At 58.3% G+C, this 23,214-nt stretch carries 24 protein-coding genes and 2 tRNA genes; 13 read left to right on the forward strand and 13 right to left on the reverse strand.

Annotated elements, in window-relative coordinates:
- The first annotated feature begins 181 nt into the window (after positions 1–181).
- Positions 182–706 (forward strand): hypothetical protein, encoded by a 525-nt coding sequence (locus K3J57_RS08175; RefSeq protein WP_259783478.1) that lies wholly within the window; start codon positions 182–184, stop codon positions 704–706.
- A 27-nt stretch (positions 707–733) separates the two neighbouring features.
- On the opposite strand, the gene rpoD is transcribed toward K3J57_RS08175, so the two are convergent.
- The 3 genes from rpoD to K3J57_RS08190 all read right to left on the reverse strand — a co-directional run bounded on the left by rpoD (position 734) and on the right by K3J57_RS08190 (position 5,511).
- Positions 734–2,716, reverse strand: coding sequence for an RNA polymerase sigma factor RpoD (rpoD, locus tag K3J57_RS08180; RefSeq protein WP_259783480.1), 1,983 nt, complete (start codon positions 2,714–2,716; stop codon positions 734–736).
- Between the two features lie 185 nt (positions 2,717–2,901).
- On the reverse strand, positions 2,902–4,881 hold the full coding sequence (dnaG, locus tag K3J57_RS08185; RefSeq protein WP_259795369.1) for a DNA primase: 1,980 nt from the start codon (positions 4,879–4,881) through the stop codon (positions 2,902–2,904).
- Between the two features lie 42 nt (positions 4,882–4,923).
- Positions 4,924–5,511, reverse strand: coding sequence for a TetR/AcrR family transcriptional regulator (locus tag K3J57_RS08190; RefSeq protein WP_055191671.1), 588 nt, complete (start codon positions 5,509–5,511; stop codon positions 4,924–4,926).
- Between the two features lie 174 nt (positions 5,512–5,685).
- Here K3J57_RS08190 and K3J57_RS08195 point away from each other — a divergent pair, with 174 nt between their 5' ends.
- The 10 genes from K3J57_RS08195 (at position 5,686) to K3J57_RS08240 (ending at position 13,948) form a co-directional block, all read left to right on the forward strand.
- Entirely contained in the window at positions 5,686–5,958 is a 273-nt protein-coding gene (locus K3J57_RS08195) for a hypothetical protein (protein ID WP_259795370.1), read from the forward strand.
- A 145-nt stretch (positions 5,959–6,103) separates the two neighbouring features.
- The gene (locus tag K3J57_RS08200) at positions 6,104–7,408 is read left to right on the forward strand and encodes a homoserine dehydrogenase (protein ID WP_259795371.1); all 1,305 of its coding nucleotides are present in this window, start codon (positions 6,104–6,106) and stop codon (positions 7,406–7,408) included.
- Between the two features lie 249 nt (positions 7,409–7,657).
- Positions 7,658–8,629, forward strand: coding sequence for a class II fructose-bisphosphatase (gene glpX, locus K3J57_RS08205; protein ID WP_173486453.1), 972 nt, complete (start codon positions 7,658–7,660; stop codon positions 8,627–8,629).
- 5 nt (positions 8,630–8,634) lie between these two features.
- Entirely contained in the window at positions 8,635–9,183 is a 549-nt protein-coding gene (locus tag K3J57_RS08210; protein WP_259795372.1) for a cysteine hydrolase family protein, read from the forward strand.
- 11 nt (positions 9,184–9,194) lie between these two features.
- Positions 9,195–10,940 (forward strand): single-stranded-DNA-specific exonuclease RecJ, encoded by a 1,746-nt coding sequence (gene recJ, locus K3J57_RS08215; RefSeq protein ID WP_259797751.1) that lies wholly within the window; start codon positions 9,195–9,197, stop codon positions 10,938–10,940.
- 93 nt (positions 10,941–11,033) lie between these two features.
- Positions 11,034–11,108, forward strand: a tRNA-Glu gene (locus tag K3J57_RS08220).
- 191 nt (positions 11,109–11,299) lie between these two features.
- Positions 11,300–12,061 carry a LamB/YcsF family protein gene (locus K3J57_RS08225; protein ID WP_259790629.1) on the forward strand — a complete coding sequence of 254 codons (762 nt, stop codon included), beginning with the start codon at positions 11,300–11,302 and terminating at the stop codon, positions 12,059–12,061.
- Positions 12,058–12,759 (forward strand): 5-oxoprolinase subunit B family protein, encoded by a 702-nt coding sequence (locus tag K3J57_RS08230; protein WP_259790631.1) that lies wholly within the window; start codon positions 12,058–12,060, stop codon positions 12,757–12,759. Before K3J57_RS08225 ends, K3J57_RS08230 begins: the two co-directional genes overlap by 4 nt.
- Positions 12,752–13,771 carry a 5-oxoprolinase subunit C family protein gene (locus K3J57_RS08235; RefSeq protein ID WP_259795373.1) on the forward strand — a complete coding sequence of 340 codons (1,020 nt, stop codon included), beginning with the start codon at positions 12,752–12,754 and terminating at the stop codon, positions 13,769–13,771. The genes K3J57_RS08230 and K3J57_RS08235 overlap by 8 nt, the downstream gene beginning before the upstream one ends.
- A 102-nt stretch (positions 13,772–13,873) precedes the next feature.
- Positions 13,874–13,948 (forward strand) — tRNA-Glu (locus K3J57_RS08240).
- Between the two features lie 164 nt (positions 13,949–14,112).
- On the opposite strand, the gene K3J57_RS08245 is transcribed toward K3J57_RS08240, so the two are convergent.
- The 5 genes from K3J57_RS08245 to K3J57_RS08265 form a co-directional block, all read right to left on the reverse strand.
- The gene (locus K3J57_RS08245; protein WP_259783492.1) at positions 14,113–14,475 is read right to left on the reverse strand and encodes a hypothetical protein; all 363 of its coding nucleotides are present in this window, start codon (positions 14,473–14,475) and stop codon (positions 14,113–14,115) included.
- A gap of 96 nt (positions 14,476–14,571) precedes the next feature.
- On the reverse strand, positions 14,572–15,570 hold the full coding sequence (locus tag K3J57_RS08250) for a GGDEF domain-containing protein (protein WP_259790636.1): 999 nt from the start codon (positions 15,568–15,570) through the stop codon (positions 14,572–14,574).
- Positions 15,567–16,118: a heme NO-binding domain-containing protein gene (locus tag K3J57_RS08255; RefSeq protein WP_259790637.1), complete on the reverse strand. Its 552-nt coding sequence runs from the start codon at positions 16,116–16,118 to the stop codon at positions 15,567–15,569. The genes K3J57_RS08250 and K3J57_RS08255 overlap by 4 nt, the downstream gene beginning before the upstream one ends.
- A 191-nt stretch (positions 16,119–16,309) precedes the next feature.
- Positions 16,310–16,999 (reverse strand): HAD family hydrolase, encoded by a 690-nt coding sequence (locus K3J57_RS08260; protein WP_259774330.1) that lies wholly within the window; start codon positions 16,997–16,999, stop codon positions 16,310–16,312.
- A 55-nt stretch (positions 17,000–17,054) separates the two neighbouring features.
- Positions 17,055–17,333 carry a DUF3572 domain-containing protein gene (locus tag K3J57_RS08265; RefSeq protein ID WP_259790640.1) on the reverse strand — a complete coding sequence of 93 codons (279 nt, stop codon included), beginning with the start codon at positions 17,331–17,333 and terminating at the stop codon, positions 17,055–17,057.
- Between the two features lie 86 nt (positions 17,334–17,419).
- On the opposite strand from K3J57_RS08265, the gene K3J57_RS08270 reads away from it, so the two are divergent.
- Positions 17,420–18,808, forward strand: a complete 1,389-nt coding sequence (locus tag K3J57_RS08270) for a diguanylate cyclase (protein WP_259795374.1) — start codon at positions 17,420–17,422, stop codon at positions 18,806–18,808.
- Between the two features lie 150 nt (positions 18,809–18,958).
- Here the strand turns inward: K3J57_RS08270 and K3J57_RS08275 are convergent, their stop codons facing one another.
- From K3J57_RS08275 to K3J57_RS08290, 4 genes are all read right to left on the reverse strand, one after another.
- Complete coding sequence (locus K3J57_RS08275; protein ID WP_259790646.1) at positions 18,959–19,516, reverse strand: periplasmic heavy metal sensor; 558 nt, start codon at positions 19,514–19,516, stop codon at positions 18,959–18,961.
- Between the two features lie 2 nt (positions 19,517–19,518).
- Positions 19,519–19,923 (reverse strand): hypothetical protein, encoded by a 405-nt coding sequence (locus K3J57_RS08280; protein WP_259790650.1) that lies wholly within the window; start codon positions 19,921–19,923, stop codon positions 19,519–19,521.
- Entirely contained in the window at positions 19,907–20,497 is a 591-nt protein-coding gene (locus K3J57_RS08285) for an RNA polymerase sigma factor (protein ID WP_259783506.1), read from the reverse strand. Before K3J57_RS08285 ends, K3J57_RS08280 begins: the two co-directional genes overlap by 17 nt.
- Before the next feature lie 86 nt (positions 20,498–20,583).
- Complete coding sequence (locus K3J57_RS08290) at positions 20,584–21,216, reverse strand: EF-hand domain-containing protein (RefSeq protein WP_259795376.1); 633 nt, start codon at positions 21,214–21,216, stop codon at positions 20,584–20,586.
- A gap of 281 nt (positions 21,217–21,497) precedes the next feature.
- On the opposite strand from K3J57_RS08290, the gene K3J57_RS08295 reads away from it, so the two are divergent.
- Positions 21,498–22,199 carry an NUDIX hydrolase gene (locus K3J57_RS08295; protein ID WP_173486467.1) on the forward strand — a complete coding sequence of 234 codons (702 nt, stop codon included), beginning with the start codon at positions 21,498–21,500 and terminating at the stop codon, positions 22,197–22,199.
- Between the two features lie 97 nt (positions 22,200–22,296).
- Here the strand turns inward: K3J57_RS08295 and K3J57_RS08300 are convergent, their stop codons facing one another.
- Positions 22,297–23,196: a DMT family transporter gene (locus tag K3J57_RS08300; RefSeq protein WP_259795377.1), complete on the reverse strand. Its 900-nt coding sequence runs from the start codon at positions 23,194–23,196 to the stop codon at positions 22,297–22,299.
- Positions 23,197–23,214 lie beyond the last annotated feature (18 nt).

A 23,214-nucleotide genomic window follows, 5' to 3' on the forward strand; every position in this document is an offset into this window, starting at 1 on the left:
AGGCTTTTCCAATTACAGCCAAGACGGACTCTGCACCCCAACTATTCAGTTCAAGGCAAACATAGGTCAAAGTAATCTATGTACCGGAACATATGGTGTGGTCCATACCTCCCATCCAGCTTGAGCGTTTCATCTCAGCCTGACATTATTTCATTAGCATTGACTTCATCAGGATTCCGAAATGTCCCAAAACCCACCCAACATATTACCAAAGATTGAAATAAGTGACATTATTGCACATGCCTCTATCCAAGAAAGTCTATTGCAGACCTATCGCAGTATTTTTCTGTCAATAGAAATTGCACTTGTTACCGTTGCGACATTCGTCATTACACAAATCGAAGGCAGCACTTCCATTGTGTCATATGTGCCTTTTTTTGGCTTACTGCTGCTCGCCATTGCTTTTGCACTCATCCTGCTTCCGGTCATCTCCAGCAGAGGCAAGTTTGTGTACTATTGGCAATCCCTACTGATAGATGCAGAAGCTGGGATCGAGGTCTACTCTGCATATTCAAACATGAAACTTTTTCAGGGGAACAGTGCCGAAGCAAAGGCGTTTCAAAAAGAATTCTGCGCACGCTCCTCTTATCAGGCACTGGCGGGAAAACCGGGCATAACCAGAAAAAAACTAGACCACACCCTACCTTGGTGCATTGCGTTCACCTGGGGTGCTCTCGTTTTAACAATCATTCTCTCGTTCAAGTAAAAACGCCCCCTTGCGGGGGCGCTTTGATCACTGGTCCAGGAAGCTGCGCAGTTTGCGCGAGCGGCTGGGGTGCTTCAGTTTTCTGAGCGCCTTTGCCTCGATCTGACGGATCCGTTCACGGGTCACGCTGAACTGTTGACCCACCTCTTCGAGTGTATGGTCGGTGTTCATGCCGATACCAAACCGCATCCGCAGCACACGTTCTTCGCGCGGAGTGAGCGAGGCCAGAACGCGGGTTGTGGTTTCCTTGAGGTTCTCCTGAATGGCGCTGTCCAAGGGCAGCACGGCATTCTTGTCCTCGATGAAATCCCCCAGCTGGCTGTCTTCCTCATCGCCGATTGGCGTCTCAAGAGAGATCGGCTCCTTGGCGATCTTCATCACCTTGCGGACCTTCTCAAGCGGCATCTGCAGCTTTTCGGCCAGTTCTTCCGGGGTCGGCTCGCGGCCAATTTCGTGCAGCATCTGGCGACCGGTGCGCACCAGCTTGTTGATCGTCTCGATCATATGCACCGGGATACGGATGGTGCGGGCCTGATCCGCGATCGAGCGCGTGATCGCCTGACGGATCCACCAGGTCGCATAGGTCGAGAATTTGTAGCCGCGACGATATTCGAACTTGTCCACCGCCTTCATCAGGCCAATATTACCTTCCTGAATAAGATCAAGGAATTGCAGCCCGCGGTTGGTGTATTTTTTCGCGATCGAGATCACCAGGCGAAGGTTGGCTTCAACCATTTCCTTCTTGGCCTGACGGGCCTCTTTTTCACCCTTCTGAACCTGCTGCACGATGCGGCGGAATTCCGGGATGTCGACGCCGACATATTGGCCGACCTGCGCCATGTCACCGCGCAGTTTTTCCACCTTGTCGGCGGATTTCTCGATGAACATCTGCCAGCCACGCCCGGATTTCTGGGTCATGTCGTCAAACCAGGTCGGGTCGAGTTCACGGCCGCGATAGGCATCGATGAATTCGCGGCGGTTGATCCGCGCCTGATCGGCCAGCTTCACCATGGAGGAGTCGATCGACATGATCCGGCGGTTGATGCCGTAAAGCTGGTCGATCAGCGCCTCGATCCGGTTGTTGTGCAGGTGCAGCTCATTCACCAGCAGAACAATTTCCGAGCGCAGCTTCTGATAGGCGCTCTCTTCCTTATCGGTGAAACTGTCATCTTCGTTCAGGGTTGCGCTCATGCGCAGGTCCTGCATTTCACTCAGCTCCGCGTAATCACGGGCGATCAGCTCAAGCGTTTCCAGAACGCGAGGTTTGAGAGCGGCCTCCATCGCGGCAAGCGACATGTTGGCGGCTTCGTCCTCGTCATCATCGTCATCGTTGTTCAGCGGATTGCCATCCGCGTCAAGCTCTTGTTCTTTTTCCTTTTTTTCAGTCTTCGGCGCTTCAGACCCCGTGCCCCCCAGCACGGTTTCCTCTTCCTCGTCATCATCCAGCTGGTTGCCAAAGGTGGCATCAAGGTCGATCACATCGCGCAGAAGAATGTCTTCGGACAGAAGTTCGTCGCGCCAGATCGTGATCGCCTGGAAGGTCAGCGGGCTTTCGCAAAGCCCCGCGATCATCGTGTTGCGCCCTGCTTCGATCCGCTTGGCAATCGCGATCTCGCCTTCACGCGACAACAGCTCAACCGAGCCCATTTCACGCAGATACATGCGCACAGGATCGTCGGTGCGGTCGAGCTTTTCGGTCTCGGCGGTGGCCACTGCCACCTCGCCGCCCGCGTTTTTCACGACCAGTTCGCCGGCGTTTTTCTCTTCTTCTTCCGCCTCTTCATCTTCGATGATGTTGATGCCCATCTCGGACAGCATCGACATCACGTCCTCGATCTGTTCCGAGCTGACCTGATCGGGCGGCAGAACCTGGTTGAGCTGATCGTAGGTGATGTAGCCTTTTTCCCGAGCTTCCGCGATCATCTTCTTGACGGCGGCTTGGCTCATATCGCCGATCGGTTCGGCGTCCTGATCGTCCTTGCGGTCCGATGCGGTGTCTTTGGCGGCCATGGGCACTCCTTGCACTGCGGTCCGATCTGTTGGCCTCTGCCGGGTCCCATCCGGCAAGGGGCGAATCGGAGGCGATTGATTCGGGTTGTCGAATCAAAACATTCGAATCGTTGATTCGCCAACCCATGTAATGTGTTTTTGCGTGTGATTCACGCGGAAACCTCCAAAGGGCTTCCCGATTTTCCCTAGCTGCCGCCGTCTTTCCCCTTGGTCAGGGACAGCCCGGCGAGCATCCGGTCAAATACATCCTTCTCCTCACGGCTGATCAGCAAACCATTTGCCGCCCGTTCAAACGTTGTCTTGTCTTCCGTCTGGTTGACGGTCGCCCGGTTGCGCGCCTCAGCGGCCTGCGCAAGACGCCAGGTCACCCCCTCATCCGCAACCCCATCCAGATCCCGCGCAGCATCCCCCACCTCGCTTTGAACACTCGGCAGCGCCTCAAGACGTCGCAGAGCGGACATGACCGTTGCTTCGGCAATTTCCGTATCTTCCGGCTGACGAACGCCTGCCGATATTTTTACATGGTTGAGCGCAAACAGTTTTTCAAGGCAGGCCGCCCCAAGACGGTTGCATATTTCATCCCGAAGGATCTGCTCGCCGTCCAAGGCATGGCTCAGAAGGATACGCTGGATCTCTGCATGTTCCCGATCCCGCATCTCAATGCGCTCAAGCCGGCTTTCCACACCTTCCAGCAGGTCTGGACGCAGCACCAAAACCGCAAGAACAACCGCCTCGCTCAACAAAAGCTCCGCCTCTTTGCTTCCCCCGGCCAGCAAAGAGCTTTTTGTCGTGGGCAAAACCGGGTTCTGGGCCTTTCCCGAACCGCGACGGGCCTTCCAGTCGCCTTTGTTGTTCCAATCGGTTTTCCCGGATTTCGGACGGGCCCGAAACAGATCCCACCGCCTATCCTTGATGGCCTGCGCATAATGTGCGCGGATCGAAGGGTCGGAAATGCGGGAGATCACCTCGCGCAGATCCTTGTCCAGAGCGGCCTTGCGTTCCGGGCTGTCGAAAACCCGGCCTTCGGTCTCTCGTCGCCACAGAAGATCGACCATGGGCACGGCCACATTCAGCGCCGCCTGCATGGCCTGCGGCCCCTGTGCCTTGATCAGGTCATCGGGGTCCTGCCCCTCTGGCATGATGGCAAAACGCAGCCCCTTGCCCGCCTCCAGAAGCGGCAGCGCCAGATCAATCACCCGCATCGCAGCACGCAGCCCGGCCGTATCTCCGTCCAGCGCAATCACCGGTTCCGGGTGGATCCGCCACATCAGATGCAGCTGCTGTTCCGTGATCGCAGTGCCCAGCGGGGCGACCGTTGAGGCAAACCCGGCCTCGGACAGGGCAATCACATCCATATAGCCTTCGGCCACGATCAGCGGCTGGCCTTTGCCTGACGCTGCCCGCGCAGGGCCGACATTGTAAAGGTTGCGCCCCTTGTCAAAAAGCTCGGTTTCCGGGCTGTTCAGATATTTCGCATTGTCATTCGGGTCCATTGCGCGCCCACCAAAGGCAATGCAGCGCCCGCGCGCGTCGCGGATCGGGAACATGATCCGGCCCCGAAATGTGTCATAGGGATTGCCGCCCTTCTGGCTGGGTTTGGCCAGCCCGGCGCCAAGGATCAGGTCATCCGCAACCCCCTTGCCCTTCAGGTGATCCCACAGCCCTTGCCACAGATCCGGGGCAAAGCCGATCCCCCAACGCTCCTGCGCGGCGTCATCAAGTCCCCGCCCGGCCAGATAATCACGCGCAGCCGCCCCGGCGGCTGTCTTCAGCATCAGGCGGAAATGGGCCACTGCCATCTCCATCACCTCGGCCAGCTGGGTGCGGCGGTCGGCCTTTTCCTGCGCGCGCGGATCACGGGCGGGCATCTGCAACCCGGCCTCTCCGGCCAGGATTTCCACCGCTTCCATGAAGCCGACATTCTCCGTGTCCTTCACGAAGGAAATCGCGTCCCCCTTGGCATGACAGCCAAAGCAGTAGTAAAAGCCTTTTCGGTCATCCACATGAAAAGACGCGGTTTTTTCGTGGTGGAACGGGCATGGCGCCCACATGTCGCCCTTGCCGGGTTGCGATTTTCGCTTATCCCACATGACCTTGCGACCGACCACATCCGAGAGGGTCAGGCGCGTGCGCAATTCATCAAGGAAACCGGGTGGCAGAGACATGGTTCTTTATCCGCCGAATTGCGAACCGAGTCCAGCGGGTAGTCAGGCCCCAACCGCGCCGCGCACCATATCCCAATAGATATCGGCCACGGCTTCCTGGCTCAGGCGTCCACCCTCACGATACCAGGTATTGACCCCTGTCAGCATCGCGATCACCGCCATGGTGGCAAGCCGCGTGTCAGGCACATTGATCACGCCAGCCTCACGCCCCGCATCCAGAATACGCTCCAACCCGCGTTCATACTGACGCCGCAACGCTTCGAGCGTGGCGAAATTTTCCTCGCTCAGATTGCGCAGCTCCATATAAGCGATGAACACCGCATCGGGACGTTCCAGGTGGAAATGGATGTGAAAACGCGAGAAAACTTCCAACTGCTCAAGCGGAGTGGTCCCCTTTGGCACCTCTTCCCAAGCGGCCAGCAATTCGTCCATATGGGCGCGCATCAGGTCAAACAACAGGCTTTGCTTATCCTTGGTATAGAGGTATAGCGCCCCGGCCTGCACCCCGACCTCACGCGCAATCTGGCGCATGGAGACAGCGGCGTATCCGTGGCGCGCAAAGAGGCGAAGCGCTGCCTCTCGCACCCTGGGGCCTGTGATATCACTGTGGGATCCGGTTTTACGTGCCATGGGAACATGGTAACTGAACAGTCGTTCAAATAAAAGCCCAACCTGCCACCTCCCCCACACCTGCCTGAACCCTTCCACTTGCCCCCTGATCAGGGCAGAGCTATGGTTTGCCCCACGCCCTTTCGCCACCTTCAGTTTGCGAGTCAGATGCCTTCCTTTTTCCAATTTCCAGCTGTGATCCTGATTGTGGCGGCCCTGATCGGTTGCTCCGCTCCCTCAGGGATCGACATCCCCATGTCACCAGCGGCACAGCGCGCAGATTATCCGCGCATCCAATCTCTTGACCTGCTGCTGGCCCAGCGCACGGATGTTCGCACCGCCACCGACTTTGCCGCCCCCCTGGCCAGCCGGGCCAGTGCGCTGCGGGCCCGTGCGGCCCGGCTGCGGGGGCCAATTGTGGATCAGGCCACACGGGCGCGCATGATGGGCGCCTTGCGTCGGCACTGACGCGGGCGCATACCGTCTGCTGGCGTCCTGTTGAGGAATTCTTTCCAGTCTGACCGCATTCCTCCAACGATCGCATTGCGTCCTTGACCGCCATTCGCTAGACCTCGCGGGACGCAAAACATCACCGCATCTGATGGAGAACAACATGAGTGACAAATCCGCCTCCGGCGCGCCGCTTCGTCTAGGCATTGCAGGGCTTGGCACTGTTGGCATTGGTGTGGTGAAAATTATCCGTCGTCAGGCACAGCTTTTGGAAGCGCGGGCCGGTCGCCCCGTGGTAATTACCGCTGTTTCCGCCCGGTCCAAAGACAAGGATCGCGGGATCGACCTGTCGGGTTATGCCTGGGAAGACGACGCCGTTGATCTCGCAAAACGGGACGATGTGGACGTTTTTATCGAATTGATGGGGGGCCATGATGGCCCCGCCAAAGCTTCGGTCGAGGCCGCAATTGCAGCGGGTAAGGACATTGTGACGGCCAACAAAGCGCTTTTGGCCCATCACGGACAGGAGCTCGCCCTGGCAGCGGAAGAAGCTGGTGTTCGACTGCGCTATGAGGCGGCGGTCGCAGGGGGTATTCCCGTGATCAAAGCCCTGACCGAAGGGCTTGCCGGGAATGACATCATCCGCGTCATGGGGGTGATGAACGGCACCTGCAACTATATCCTGACCCAGATGCAGGCCACCGGGCGCGGATATAATGCCCTGTTTGAGGAATGTGCCGAGCTGGGGTATCTGGAAGCGGATCCGAACCTTGACGTGGGCGGCATTGACGCCGGTCACAAACTGGCGATCCTGTCGTCGATTGCTTTTGGCACCCAGGTCAACTTTGATGCGGTTGAACTGGAAGGCATCCAGCGTATCCAACTGGAAGATATTGAACACGCAGCGGAAATGGGTTTCCGCATCAAGCTTCTCGGGGTTGCGCAGATGACTGGTCGGGGACTGGAGCAGCGCATGTCCCCCTGCCTCGTGCCCGAAGCCTCTCCTCTGGGGCAACTGGAAGGTGGCACCAATATGGTGGTGATCGAAGGGGACGCGATTGAGCAGGTCGTACTGCGTGGCCCCGGCGCCGGTGAAGGCCCGACCGCCAGCGCGGTGATGGGCGATGTCATGGATATTGCGCGCGGATTTTCCCTGCCCACATTTGGCCAGCCCGCCCGCACCCTGCGCCCTGTGAATGGCGCCAAGGCCGCCAAGCCTGCCCCGTATTACATCCGGCTGACGCTGCTCGACAAACCCGGCGCTTTGGCCAAGGTGGCGGCTGTGCTCGGCGATGCGGCCGTTTCAATCGACCGGATGCGGCAGATCAGCCATGAAAAAGAGCGCGCCCCGGTGTTGATCGTGACACATAAATGCACCCGTGACGCGCTGGACACGGCCCTGTCGGGTCTTGCCAAAACCGGCGTGGTGGATGGAGAGCCGGTTGCGATCCGCATCGAAAAGGTGTGATGGCCGGGAGTGAATCACCTGATGATCTCAGAAAAAGGCGCCCTGACCGGGGCGCCTTTTGTCTTTGCCCCCCCTGCGAGGGGCGCTGCCCCTCGGGCTTTGCCCTCACCCCGGGATATTTGAAACAAGGAAAACGGGGTGCAGGCGGCTTATTCCGGGATTGATGGCGCGAAAAGGGGCCATTCCCCTTGCCCCGATAGCGCCCCATCACTAAACCCGTGCCAACTGGATTATTCGAGGATTGCTCTCATGGCTGATAAAGTCGTTTTCGCTGACCGTATGTTGTCGCTGGGTCTCGCCCGTGTTTCCGAAGCTGCCGCGATGGCATCCGCCACGCTGGTGGGGCGCGGTGACGAGAAGGCGGCCGACCAGGCCGCCGTGAATGCGATGCGGGATCAGCTGAACCTGCTGGAAATTGCCGGCACAGTTGTGATTGGCGAAGGCGAGCGCGACGAAGCCCCGATGCTTTACATCGGTGAGGAGGTCGGCACCGGCGAAGGCCCTGCCGTGGACATCGCGCTGGACCCGCTGGAAGGCACCACCCTGACCGCGAAAGACATGCCCAATGCACTGACTGTGATTGCCATGGCTCCGCGCGGCACGCTTTTGCACGCGCCGGATGTATACATGGAGAAACTGGCGATTGGGCCGGGGTATCCAACCGATGTTGTCAGCCTTGAAATGAGCCCGGCTGAGCGCGTAAAGGCCTTGGCCGCAGCCAAAGGTTGCGCTACCTCGGACATCACCGTCTGTGTCTTGGAACGTCCGCGCCACGAAGAGATGATCGAGGGCATCCGTTCGACCGGCGCCGCAATCCGCCTGATCACCGATGGCGATGTGGCCGGCGTGATCCATTGTGCCGAGGCAGACATCACCGGTATCGACATGTATATGGGTCGTGGCGGCGCTCCCGAAGGGGTGCTGGCAGCCTCTGCGCTGAAATGTATGGGCGGGCAGATGTGGGGTCAGCTGACCTTCCGCAATGATGACGAACGTGGCCGCGCCGCAAAGGCAGGCATCACCGATCTTGATCGAATCTACACCCGCGACGAGATGGTCACCGCTGACGTGATCTTTGCGGCCACCGGTGTGACCGATGGGTCAATCGTGTCGGGCATCAAGCGTGAACCCGGCTTCCTGACCACTGAAACCCTGCTGATGCGGTCGAAAACCGGCTCGGTCCGTCGCATGATCTATCGCAATCCGATCAAGGCAGGCTGAACCGGATGGTGTGTGCGCTGATCCTGGTGGATATTCAGCAGGGGTTTGACGATCCCTATTGGGGCGCGCGCAACAATCCAGATGCGGAACAAAAAGCGGGTCAGCTTCTGGCGCATTGGCGCGCACAGGGCTGGCCCGTTTTTCTGATACAGCACCTGTCAACCAATCCCGACAGCACGCTTTTCCCCGGAAAACCCGGCGTCGAGCTCCACCCGGCGATTGCCCCCAAGGGCGAGGCGGTCATTCAGAAATCCGCCAATTCCGCCTTTATCGGCACCAATCTGGAAGAGCGCCTGCGCACCTTCGGCACTACAGATCTGGTTGTCGCGGGGATCACCACACCGCATTGCGTATCCACCACCTGCCGTATGGCGGCCAATCTCGGCTTCAACGTGACGCTGGTGCATGACGCGACCGCGGCCTTTGCAGAAGGGGCCAATACGGCCTGGCGCGAAGGCGGCCCGGTGGATCCTGAACAGATCCATCAAAGCGCAATCGACCATATTTCAGGTGAATTTGTCACTGTTAAATCTGTGGCCGAGGTGCTGGCATGACAGCACCGGGAATGAGCTTTCTCGGGGTAGACAGCTCTGCCACGGGCCGACGCTGGGTCGGACCGGGGATCGAAGCAGAACGCCAGGGCGAACACCTGCACCAACTGACCCAATTGCCCCTGCCCCTGTGCAAAATCCTTGCGCAGCGCGGCATAGGTGCCGAGGGGGCTGCGGAATTCCTCGATCCCACACTCAAGGCGCTGCTGCCTGATCCGCGTGGTTTGAAGGATATGGAGATCGCCGCATCCCGCACCTTGCAGGCCTTTGATCAGCGGGAAAAAGTCGCCATATTTGCCGATTACGACGTGGATGGGGCAACCTCGGCCGCGCTGCTTATCGACTGGTTTCGCCAGATGGGGCGCGATGTCACGCTTTATATCCCTGACCGGATCGACGAAGGCTATGGCCCCAATGTCCCCGCGATGGAGCTGCTGGCAGCGGATCATAGCCTGATCATCTGCGTTGACTGCGGCACACTGAGCCATGAGCCGATTGCGGCGGCCAGAGCCAAAGGTGCGGATGTGGTGGTGGTCGATCACCACCTGGGTGGCGAAACCCTGCCGCCTGCCGTGGCGGTGGTGAACCCGAACCGTCAGGATGAACTGGACGCGCCGGGCTATCTCTGCGCGGCGGGAGTGGTGTTTCTGATGCTGGTCGAGCTGGGCCGGATGTTGCGCGAAGCAGGGCGCACCGGACCTGACCTGATTTCCATGCTCGACCTTGTGGCCCTTGGAACGGTTGCGGATGTGGCACCACTGATTGAGGCGAACCGGGCATTGGTGCGTCAGGGCCTGAAGATCATGGCCCGCCGCGCCCGCCCCGGCATGGTGGCGCTGGCGGATGTATCCGGCATGAACGAAGCGCCCCGCGCCTATCACCTTGGCTATATGATGGGGCCACGGGTGAATGCCGGGGGGCGTGTTGGCCGGGCCGATCTCGGCGCGCGCCTGCTGTCGACCACCGATATGCACGAGGCGCAGGCCATTGCGGCACGGCTGAATGACCTGAATGCAGAGCGGCGCGAAATCGAAGCCAATGTGCAGGCGCTTGCGCTGGAACAGGCCGAAGCCCGCGGACTGGACGCCCCTCTGGTCTGGGCCGCAGGTGAGGGCTGGCATCCCGGTGTGGTTGGCATCGTGGCCTCCCGCCTGAAAGAGGCCACCAACCGCCCAGCCGTGGTGATCGGGTTTGATGGCGATGACGGCAAAGGATCGGGGCGCTCAATTGCGGGGGTCGATCTTGGGGCATCCATTCAGCGACTGGCCTCGGACGGTGTCATCCAGAAAGGTGGCGGGCACAAGATGGCCGCAGGGCTGAGCCTGTCGCGTGACCAGCTGGAACCGGCCATGAACCGCCTGAGCGACCTTCTGGCAAAACAGGGGGCCGGATTGCAGGGGGCCGCGGACCTGCGCCTTGACGGAGTGCTGATGCCCTCAGCCGTTACCGTGGACCTGATCGAAGAACTGGAGCAGGCCGGACCGTTTGGGGCCTCTGCCCCTGCCCCGCGCTTTGCCTTTCCGGATGTGCAAATCCTGTTCGCAAAACGGGTTGGGCAAAACCATCTGAAACTCAGCTTCGGCGACGGGATGGGCACGCGGATTGATGCCATTTCTTTTGGGGCTTTTGATGGGCCACTCGGCCCTCTTCTGGAAAACCATGCCGGTCGCCGCTTTCATCTGGCCGGCAAGCTGGAGGTGAATCACTGGCAGGGCAGATCAAGCCCGCAGCTGCGCCTTGATGACGCCTCAACTGCCTGATCCTAAACAGTTTTCAAGTTTTTTACAAAAAGCCGATTTTCCCCCTTGCGCGCCCAGTCCGCTTCCCCTAAAACCCGCCTCACACGACAGAGTGGCCCGTTCGTCTATCGGTTAGGACGCCAGGTTTTCAACCTGGAAAGAGGGGTTCGATTCCCCTACGGGCTGCCACTTCTCCCTTTTCAGCGACAATCAGCACAGATCCTCCTGACTTCGGTCTTCCGATGACCACAGCGGTGATGTCATTTCCGCGCGATGCCCGTGTAATTTCCCCGATTTCCGCATTCACACACCACTGCTCTGTGCGTATTGTCGGTGTAAAGCGGCAGGCATAGCACCCGAAATGACCCAGGGAGGGACGCGTGAAAATCGACCTGAATTCTGATCTGGGGGAAGGGTTTGGCCCCTGGCCCATGGGAGATGACGCCACCATGCTGTCGATTGTCACCAGCGCCAATATTGCCTGCGGTGGACATGCCAGCGATCCGGACACCATGTTCAAAACCCTCGCTCTGGCAGCAAAGCATGGTGTGATAGTGGGGGCGCATCCCGGTTATAATGATCGCGAAGGGTTTGGCCGCCGTGTGATCCCCATGACGCCCGAAGAAATCGCCCATATGGTTGCAGCCCAGATTGGCGCGCTGATCGGGGTGGCTGCTTTGGTCCCAGTCAAAGTGTCCTATGTCAAACCGCATGGGGCGCTGGCCAATCTGGCCGCAGCGGACGATCGCGTCGCCACGGCCATCGCCAAAGCCATTCGCAAAATCGACCCCGGTCTGGCCGTTCTGGCCATTTCAGGCACCGCGTTTGAAGACGCCGCAAAGGCAGTGGGATTGGACACATATTCCGAGATCTTTGCTGATCGCGGCTATCTTTCAACGGGTCATCTGGTGCCTCGCGGACACCCCAAAGCGATGATCCACGATGCCAAAGTTGCAGCAGACCGCCTGATTTCCATGCTTCAGACCGGTCTAATGCCAGTGATTGATGGCGACCCGATCAAGCTGGATGCCCATTCCATCTGCGTGCACGGGGACGGCCCCGAAGCCGTATCCATGGCGCGCGAAATCCGTAGCCGCCTGGAAAGTGCCGGCATTACACTTGCGGGTTTTGCAACCAGATGACGCCCCGGTTTCCACATTTTGTACCGGTCGCAGACCACGCCTTGTTGGTGGAACTGGGGGAAGAGGTTTCAGAGCGCCTGTCCCAGCAGGTGCTGGCACTGGATCACGCCATTGCGGCCACCCCGCCCCTCGGGGTGCAGGAAGTGGTCCCGGCTCTTGTCAATCTTCTGGTGGAATTTGACCCGCTTGTAACCGATCATGACGCGCTGCAAGCGAGCCTCGTTGACTTGTTGCAAACCGTGGCCAACATTCGCATTCCCGTGACCACGCATCAGGTCGATATCTGTTATGATAGCGACCTCTCACCAGACCTGAACGCGGTGGCGTCGACCTTAGATGTCAGTATCGACACGGTGATCAATGCCCATCTTGGGTCGAAATTTCGTGTTGGCATGTATGGGTTTGCGCCCGGATATGCCTATCTGACCGGACTGGATCCGATGCTCAACCTGCCGCGCAAATCAACCGCCCTGCGCGATGTTCCTGCCGGTAGCGTGATCATTGCCGGGCCGCAATGCCTGGTCACCACCCTGACCATGCCCACCGGCTGGTCAATCCTCGGCCGCTCCCCCACCCAGATTTTGCGCCACTCGGAAGATCACCCGTTTCTGTTCAACGTTGGGGATCACGTGCGCTTCAATCGCATCGACCGCGCGACATATGAAGCCCACCTTCGAGGAGAGGCCTCACATGGGTGACGCAAAACTGTCCGTCCGCTTTGCAGGCCCCCTTGTCAGCTTTCAAGACGGGGGACGCCCCGGACATATGCGGTTTGGGGTGCCCCGTTCGGGTCCGATGGATCGACTGTCCTTCAACGCGGCCAATGCCGCATTGGGTAACAACCTGAATTCCACGGGCATCGAAGTGTCGATGGGGGGGCTGGTGCTTGAGTGCCTGGAAGGGGCGGTCACTCTCGCGGTGACCGGTGGTGAATTTCTCTGCGATCATCCGCGCGGGAAAAGCCTGGATTGGCAGGTTCTCTCCCTTTTTGCACGCGAAACTCTGAGCTTGCGGGCTGGCCCTTCTGGCAGCTGGGCCTATCTGGCCTTTTCCGGCGACCTTCAGGTTTCAAACTGGCTTGGCGCCAGCGCCACGCACTCCATTTCAAATTTGGGTGGCGGGGCCATTCACACGGGACACATCATCACGGTTCAGTCGGCGGAGCTGCGCGAAGACCGGCTCGGCCCCGTTCCCCGCCCCGATTATAAGGAAAATCAGGGGGTTGCCCGTGTCGTAATGGGACCGCAGGACCGGTTTTTCCCTCAGGTCTCTCTTGATGCCTTTACCACGGAAAGCTTTGCTCTGACGACGAGCTTTGATCGAATGGGGGTGCGCCTTTCCGGCCCTCCCCTGTCACCCAAGGATGCGTTGTCCATCCCGTCCGAACCGGTTGCGCGCGGATCCATTCAGGTCGCTGGGGATGGCACGCCAACAATTCTACTGGCAGATCACCAGACAACGGGCGGATATCCCAAAATTGCCACGATCATATCAGCCGATCTGGATCATGTGGCCCAGCTGCGCGCCGGTGACAGGCTGCACTTTGAACAAGTTACGGCCCAAGAGGCAGTTGAAATCGTACGAGAAAAGGCCTCCACTGCCGCGAAGTATCTCGAAAAAATCAGCATCTCCAGAGGGACGCTGGCACAGCGGTTGCATCGTGAAAACCTGATCAGCGGAGCGGTGGATGCACGCCCGGATCAGGCCTGACCAAGCGGGCGCGGCAACGGTGTTTGAAATCTTCCAATATTGCAAAAAACAGGGGTTGCGTCCCCGCCGCGCTTCCCCTAAAAGCCTTCTCACGCCAAGCGCGGCCCGTTCGTCTATCGGTTAGGACGCCAGGTTTTCAACCTGGAAAGAGGGGTTCGATTCCCCTACGGGCTGCCATTTCTTCCATGAAATCTATAATGCAGCCAAATCGGCATAGATTGATGTCGTTGCGGGCCTTTTTTTTTGCGAAGCACAATCCTGTCTGCACCTCTTTGCCCGGGATGCTGTTTCCATCGCGAAGAAAGGTAACTTGGGATATCATCCGTCATTTTCAAAGGGCGTCAGCGCAGATGAAACCGTGTCGCAGAGCCTGAGGAAAGAAAGTCGACGGCAATGATCTCACCAGCTTCCCCGAAAACCGGAACCAGAGTGAGGCACGCCCTTGCGCTGTCCAGCCCCCGTTTGATTTCGCGGCAGAATTTACCATCCTCCAGGCTCCAGTCACCCGCGTAGGAAATACCGTTGTAAATCCCATCAAAGGTGCCGTCCGCGTAGATATGGGCATTTTTCACATGTTCGTTCTCAAGCTTTCGCCCGAGAATAGATTGAACCGTCTGCCCGCTGTCGAATGCAGCAAACTCGGCCCAGACCGCACTTCCCAACAATAGAACCAACACGCCTGCTGCAAGCACGTTTTTCATCATGAAAACACCAACGTAACCCTACCCTTTGTCACCAGAGAGAGCGGTACGCAAACCCAGCAGATGTGTCAAGCGCCGGGCAGCGAAACCACATCTGGTTCAATCCGCCCTGAGCACCTTGGAGTAGATCGTATATTGCGCGCGCCCCGCCTTTTTGGACGCATATAGCGCCACATCCGCATCATCGACCATCTGGGCCGCGTCTGGTTGTTCATAATCAGTGCTTTTAACGATCCCGACACTGGCAGAAATCATGCAACTGTCTCCGCGAAAAGATATCGGTTCTTCAAGCTTTTGGATCATCCTCTGCGCAATGGAGGACAGCCTGCGATCATCTGTCAATTTGGGAAGCACAATGACAAATTCATCACCACCCACACGGGCGACAGTATCCCCTTCCCGCGTCTCCTCGGTCAAAACAGAGGCCACCTTTTGCAAAACACAGTCACCGGCCGCATGACCTTTGGTGTCGTTGACCGCTTTGAAAAAGTCGAGATCCAGATGCATCAATGCGAAACTTTCCTGACGTTCCAGCAACCGCTTCACAACCGATTCAAAGGAGCGGCGGTTGTGAAGGCCGGTTAGTTCGTCGGACAGGGCCTCAGCTTCGGCTTCGTTCTTTTCGCCATATAACCGGAGCGCCATTTTGTTCGAAAGTTCCATCGCCGCGGAATTTGCCTCAACCAGGTAGAGGAGTTCAACGGTCAGATCCGTTGGAGCAAAATCGGACCCCGCAAGATCATAGACCCGGACAGCATCCACCACGCCAATTCCAAAAGACAGGTTCAGCAAGATCAACTCTGATCCTGGCAGGCACGTAAGATTCCCTATCAGCGGCAATCCGAACTGGTCGCGGATGCGCATGTAAAGCTTTACACCATCGAATTGACGGATCTGCTCCATGTTGCTTATGCGTTTCGGGCGGCGCAGCTCAACCAGCCGAAAGATGCTCATGCCATGAATTTTCTTGTCGGGAAACACCTTCTTCAGTGTCGGGCCAGCGTGAACCACCCCGCCTTTTGAATTGAGCACAACCCCCATCGGCATCATGTGGTCGATGGCTTCGAAACTAACCGTCAATGGCAGATGCACTGTCATTCCGCACCTGCCGCCAAGTCGAATTTGCGCCCCTCTGCATGGGCAACATCAAGCAAATAGACCATCAATTCCTCCGTATCGCCTGTGCGCCCATTGTGATCCAGCAAGGCCAGGGCCCCATAATCATCAGCAAGTGCGCGCAATGCCCCCAGAATGACATGTCCGAACCCGGGTACAGGATGGCGGATCATCACCTGATAAGATCCTTCCGAAAGCTCATCCACCTCGACTTCCGGCATATCAAGCTCGGCAACAGCAAGGCGTGCGCGCCCGGGCAGATCCTCAAGAGAATTGAGAAATTCGGTATAATTCACCCCACCAAAGCGCAGCAAACGGCGCACGCGGGAGGAGCGTGGATCGACAATCAGGAAGGTCCCGTAATCTTCAAGCAGGGTTTCATGTGACTTGCCCAGCTTTCGCGCCGCCGTTTCCACCATCTCCAGCGACATGCTTGTTTCGTAATGAAACATTGGCTCGAAGCTTTCAAATCCAAGCCCGAGTTCCCCCACAATTTCACGCCAGAACTCATTGCCGTAGGTCCCACGCAAAAAAACTTCAAATGATCGGTTAATCAGACCATGCATTGCCTTCTGATCCTCATCAAACATACAAAAAACGTAGACGAGGGGAGTTAAAAAAAAGGAAATGCGACTTTGGGAAGGAGGGAAAGTTTCCCTCTTTCCCCATTGTTTTCAACGATTACACAAATATTTGATCAGATCTGTGCATCAAATATGTATCAAAGTCGTGCCAACCAACTGGGCAGATGACCGATATCCGGCATCACCGCGTCAGCAAATGGGGCCAGTTCCTCTTCACTGGCAAGACCCGTCAGCACCCCAACGGTTTTCATCCCAGCGGCCCGCCCGGCATGAAGGTCATGCAGGCTGTCACCCACCATGACCACATCTTCCGGGGCCACCCCCAGTTGCTTGGCGAATGCAAGGCATTGCCCCGGTGCAGGCTTTCCACCAAATCCGCTGTCATAGCCAACCACGAAATCGAAAAGATCAGTGATCCCTGCCCCCTCCAGATGCGCCCGCGCAGGCATTTCTGCATCATTTGTGGCCACCCCCAGACCAAGTCCGAGGGACCGCAAATGCCCAAGCACATCCCGCAGGTTGACGGCCTGCGCCTGAGGGGCCGTGGCAGCTTCCTCGTTAAGGATGGTTTCCAACTCGTCAGGGGAATGATCAAAAAAACCAGACAATGCGTTAACCACTTCCTCCGGGGTGCCCGCGATCACGATACTGTCGCGTTCAAACTGCCCTGCATCATAGTCGAAACCGATAGCATTCCCAACCTCGCGCGCACGGTCAATATCCTCACCCGTCAGGCGTTTCAAAACGGCGCGCGCCCAGCTTTCCCAGGTCGCCGCGAATTGAAACAGGGTCCCGTCCTTGTCGAACAGCAAGGCTTTCACAGTCATTTGGCTTCCTCCCTAACCGCATGCCCGCAATCAACAACTTGGAAATCAGTGCAGGTCAAGTCCAATTCATTTGTCCCCCACCGGGCAGTGCATGTCGGGCCCGCATTGGCGCATCAAACGGCAGCGTATTTGCACGACAGAACTCGACCACCCAGTCATCATCCATCATAAGGAAATCAAGGACCGCAGCCAGAAATTCGGGGGTGCCAGCCCCCTGTTTCAAGTCATCAATTCCCGCCCCGCTTGCGCCCAGGAACACCGGCAGCAGCTCCTCATTGCCCACCAGCCAGGTCAAAGCCGTTAACCCAATGACCTCTGCATCTTCAGGTTTCATTCATCTTTCCTTCCTTTGGAAAGGTTTTCTTAACCAAATTCCCGCAAGCTGAACATACGCAAAACTCAGACATGCAAGGACCTAAAATGTCAGGACGCATCCTCATCGCGGACGACGTGGCTACAAACCGTATTGTGCTGAAGGTGAAACTCACCTCAGCCTGCTACGATGTCGCCCAGGCCGCGAACGTGTCAGATGTCATTGCGATGGCTTCCCAGCGGCGCCCGGATCTGATCCTTCTTGGTCAGACCCTCGAAGGGGGCGGCGGGATTGAGGCCTGTCGTCGCCTGAAAGCCATCAAGGACCTGAGCGCCATTCCGGTGGTGATCATCTCTCCAACAACAGACCGGAACGCACGGCTTGAGGCCCTTCGTGCCGGGGCAGAAGATTTCCTGAGCAAACCGCTCGACGAAACCACCCTTCTGGCCATCGTGCGCAACCTCATGCGTGCCCATGCCGCGCGACAAGAGATGCAGCGGCGTCAGAAACTGGCCGAAGAAATGGGCTTTTCCGAACCGTCCTCCTCTTTCCAGCGCCTTGCCCGGATTGCCCTGCTGGCCCCGGCCGTGGAAACCGGCCTGATGTGGCGCAAAGCCCTGACGCAGGAGCTGGGCCAGAAGGTTGATGTCATCAGCAAAGGCAAGGCGCTTGAAGACAGCGCACAGGGGAATTCCGTCCCGGATGTGTTTGTTATTGCGTCTAATCTGACAGAACAGGGCGATGGGCTGCGGCTGGTGTCCGAACTGCGTTCACGCCTGTCCACCCGCCACTCCGTCATCATTTTCATTGACGAAATCCGCAACGGCCCTGCCGCGGCCATGGCTCTGGATCTTGGGGCAAATGCGGTGATGCCAGGACATTTCGATGCAGAAGAGATCGCCGCGAGGCTGGAGCTTCTTATCCCGGCAAAGTTCATTTCTGACCGGCTGCGCAACACTGTTGACCAGCGACTGTCCATGGCGGTCACGGACCCGTTGACCGGGCTTTATAACCGCCGCTATGCCAGCAGCTATCTTGAACGGCTGGAAATCCAGTCGCAACAAAGCGGCAAAGGTTTTGCGGTGATGCTGATGGATCTGGACAGGTTCAAATCCATCAATGATCGCCACGGTCACATTGTTGGTGACGACGTTCTGGTAGAGGTTTCAGCGCGCCTCCGGGACGGGATCAGGGATATGGATCTTCTGGCGCGTTACGGTGGCGAAGAGTTCCTGATCGCAATGCCAGATACCGAGTTTGAGGGGGCGATGGCGATGGCTGAGCGTTTGCGGGCGATCGTCGGCAATCAGCCCGTCCTGTCCGCCAGCTCCGGGGCCAATGTGCCCGTCACCATGTCAATCGGCGTTGCGGTGGCACATGCCGGGAAGGTTGCACCCGGTGAGGTTCAACGGCTGCTTCAAAGCGCTGATCGCGCTTTGTATGCCGCAAAATCCGAAGGTCGAAATCAGGTGACCTTTATCCAAAGCGCAGCCTAGACGGAAGAACAAAAAGAAAACAAAACCTCCTTGGTGTTGCGCAAATTTTCTTTTTATCAAAAGCACTTAGACAAGCAGCCTACAGATCCCCCTATCAATCACCCAACAGGCTGGAACACGCTGCTGCTCGCTTGATCCGGTCTGAACGGATCAGCGTTTTTCACAATCATAGTCATTTCTGATTGGATGTTTCCGGCGATCAAAACGCACATTTTGCGACAGCGCCTCTGCAAGCTCCTGCCGTTCCTCATGGCTCATCTGCTCAATCCGATCCAGGACCAGCCCACGCGCCACATCCCCAAATTCCAACACGCGATTTCGTTGCGCTGTCATGATGCTCTCAAGCTGTTCACGGTCGTAAGGATCGGCTCGCAAGAGCTCCAACATGCGATCAAAGTCGCGTTTGAGGGCCGTGCGTTTTTCACGGAAACTGCCCTGCTGCTCTCTCAGCGCCCGACCAATGGCCCGGCGATCTTCGCGCGACAAAGACGACGCAATCGGCCCCAGCCCGAGATCGCGGATCAACCCCCGCTCGGGTCCCCGCGGATCAAATCCGTGCCCCCCCTTGTCGGAGATCTTGGCCCCGACCACCAGACCAATCACCAAAAGATTGAGGGTCAGGGAGGCAACAAAAAGCGCCCGCACCCATTTGCGCCTCTTGCGCACAGGGATCTGTTCAGACTGTGGGGGCGTTTGATGATCAGTCATACTCATCCTTCCTCTGCCAGCATCAGGTCTTCGGAGAAATAGCTCGGGCTCAGGTCTTCGGGGGCATACAGAATTTCGGTGGTCGTGTAATCCCCTGCCAGCACCAGCCCACCGGAAAGCATTTCAAGCTCATCAGGGGCCGCAAACCCGATCCAAAGCCCGGCCACCGTGGCGGTTGCCATTCCGGCAAGGGCAGGCCAGCCCCCGATCTGTGAAAGCAGTTCCTGCCAGAACGACTTCGGCCGCGATGCCGGGGTGAGAACAGGGGAGGAGGGCTGATGGGTCTGTGCATCCTGCAAGATCGCAGCCACCAACCTGTCAGACGGCGCGATTGTCGCCGCACGGCCAGCCTGAAAGAACGTCTCCAATTCGAGATCATCAACGGGGTCTTTATCCATCTTCGCCATATCCCAACTCCTCGCGTCGCCCGGCCAATGCAGCCGCCAACGCCCGTTTGCCCCGAGCGGTCAGACTTTCCACCGCTTCGACGCTGATTTCCAATATTTCGGCAATCTCGGGGTTGGACGCCCCTTCGAGATGCCGCAGGGACACCGCGATACGTTGCCGTTCCGGCAGGGCCATCAGGGCAGCCTGCAAAGCATTTGCCCGGTCCTGCTCCATCATGCTTTCGACCGCACTGGGCATGTCGTCAGCTGGTTCTTCGATGGCGTCAATATCAACCGAACGCCGCTTGCGCAGCCGGTCCGTGCAAAGATTGGACACCACCCTGTAAAGCCAGGTCGTGACTTTCGCTTCGCCTTGGCGCCAGTTTGGGGCCTGTTTCCACAGCCGGAGCATGGCCTCTTGCGTGACATCCTCTGCCTCGGCCCGGTCCCCCCCCAACAGGCGCGCGGCATAGCCCATCACCCGGGGGGCAAGGCGTGCGGTCAGGACCTGCGCAGCCGTCGGGTCGCCGTTGCCATAAAGGATCAACAGGACCTCATCCGAACCGTCAGTATATGCGTCAAGCGCCATATTCATATTGTGTGACTAACCCGGTCCCAATTCCAAAACAACGGTTTCGCGGGGATCACGCCCCATACGGGGCGCGACCTTTCCGGACCTTGTTAACAGCCGCCCCGTCCTTTGCCATGCTCTTCCCATTTGCCCCCGTGGTTTTTCCGACCTTTTGTCCGGGTCCAGATTTCTTTCTGCGCCTGGTCAAATTCGGCGGCGGAGAGGGCATTGTCATCATCGGTGTCAAACCGGTCGATCATCCGCTCCAGCCGGGCCTGATCGGGCATCATTTCTGCAGCAGAGAGAGTGCCGCTTTTATCGGCGTCCTGCCGGTCGATCATCTTTTCGGCAAACCAGGCCATGCGCTGCTCCGGGCTGGGCATCCACCCTCGCCCGTCCTGCCCGTTCCGGCCACCCTGACGCTTGGCATTGCCATCCGCCATCCGGTCAGCCATCCGGGCCTCAGCCTGCGCTTTGATTTCATCCAGATCCAACTGCCCGTCACCGTTTTTATCCGCCGCGGCAAAACGCGCCTCAGCCTGAGCTTTCAGGTCATCCACGGTGATCTGGCCATTTTTGTCCAGGTCGAGATCGGCAAACTCCACCTGCAGAACCGAACGCATTCCCCCCATCTTGCCAGCAAAACCAGCTTTCCCCCCATGGGCGCTGGCCGCAAGCGAGGTCAGGGTCACGGCCGATCCGGCCAGAAGGGCAATTGCCGCGATTTTTGTTGCACGTTTCATGTCATACTCCAGTGGTCAATCTGTTCCGGGTCGCCTTGTCCGACCCATGCTGTTGGCCTGTCCCTGCCGGAGCCTTTTTGTCCGGCGTCATATGCATTGAACGTGTGGTCCCGGGGTTTCCGTCGCACTTTTCTACGCTCACCTGAATGTGCCTGCCCGAAATGGGGGCCGCGCATGGGAAACCAACCAGAGAAGCTACGCAGGGTTACGCTTGACCCTTTGGCTGAATTGACCATGGGTTAGGGAAATGACGACAGGGCAGTGACGATAAGGGGCCTGAAATGGACAAATCCAAGATCATTCGCAACGCCGCAACGGTGATCCTGATCCGCGACGCGGAAACGGCCCCCCAGGTTCTGATGGGGCAGCGCGGGGCAAAAGCGGCCTTCATGCCAAACAAGTTTGTTTTTCCCGGCGGCGCCGTGGATACCGCTGACGGCGCGGTGCCTCTTGCTCAAGGGGGGGCGGAACCCTGTCTGACCCGGCTGGGAGAGGACGCGGACCCCAACCTGGCCCAGGCCCTGCTGGTGGCGGCCATTCGTGAGCTTTGGGAAGAGACCGGTCAAATCCTTGGCGCACCGGGGACATGGCCCGGCGATGTGCCCGCAGACTGGAAGAGCTTTTCCGAGGCCGGGTATGTTCCCTCTGCCGATGGGTTGGCCTTTGCGTTTCGGGCGATCACCCCCAAGGGACGACCGCGCCGATTTGATGCAAGGTTTTTCGTGGCAGACGCGTCGAAACTGAAAACGGATCCGGATGATTTTTCCCGCGCTTCAGATGAGCTGAGCCATCTGCAATGGATCCCGATGGACAAGGTGCGCCGCTTTGACCTTCCTTTCATCACGGAGGTCGTTCTGGCTGAGATTGCCGGGAACCTTCCCAATCTCGGAGCGCCGGAACAGGTGCCATTTTTCAACAACACTGATGAAGAAAGCCTGTTTGAGCGTCTGGGCGGGGTGGGGCCACTCTCCGCACAGGGATGAGGTGCAATGGGCGCAATGCGTTTGTTGACCTCGCTGTGCTCGGAAGGGGGCGCTGCCCCCGGCTGCGCCTCCCCCGAGGTATTTTCGGCAAGAAAAATCAGAGAAACAGCACCAACACCAGCACGGACAAGAGGATCAGCGCCGTGCCGGTGATCTCTCGTCTGGTGACGGTTTCACGGAAGACAAAAATCGCAGCGGCATAGCTGAACAGGAGTTCCACCTGCCCCAGCGCTTTCACAAGCGCGGCATTTTGCAGGGTAAAGGCGGTGAACCAGCAGAAACTGCCGATCATTGAGCTGAGCCCCACCAGCACCCCAACGCGCCAGGCGTGTAGCACGCGCAAGATTTCTCCCGGTTCGGAAAAGCGCATCCAGATGGCCATGATGACGGATTGATATGCGGTCACGCAGGCGAGTGTGAAACCGGCCCGCACAATCACATTCTCGATCCCGAGCGAAAGCGACGCCCCCCGGTAACCGGTTGCCGAGACGGCAAAAAGCAGACCAGAGAGCAGACCCAGACCCGCGGCCCTATTGAAAAACCGCTTCCAGCCCACGCCACCTTCCGGTGGGTCGGATAGGGCAATCAGCCCTGCAAATCCGATCGCAATGGCAAACACGCCCCATAAACCGACCCCTTCGCCCAACACGACCAGACCAACCAGGGCGGTCAGCACCACTTCGGTTTTCTTGAACGTAATCCCGACCGCGAAATTGCGTTCGGCAAATAACGCAACCACACACATTGTGGCGAGGATCTGGGCGAGCCCCCCTGCGGCGGCAAAGGTGAAAAACCGGGCATTCGGCGGCGGGAGCGGGATATCCACAACGGCAAGATACGCCCAGAGCAGCCCCGCCACCAAAGGCGCCGAATAGACGAAGCGGGCAAAGGTGGCCCCCTTGGTGGAAAGCCTTGTGTCTTTCAGCCGCTTTTGCAGCATGAAGCGCAAATTCTGACTGAAAGCTGCGGCAATGGTGATGGGGATCCAGGCTTGCATGATCCCCATCTGCCATGG

The organism is Aliiroseovarius crassostreae (assembly GCF_025137635.1).
GTDB lineage: Bacteria > Pseudomonadota > Alphaproteobacteria > Rhodobacterales > Rhodobacteraceae > Aliiroseovarius > Aliiroseovarius crassostreae.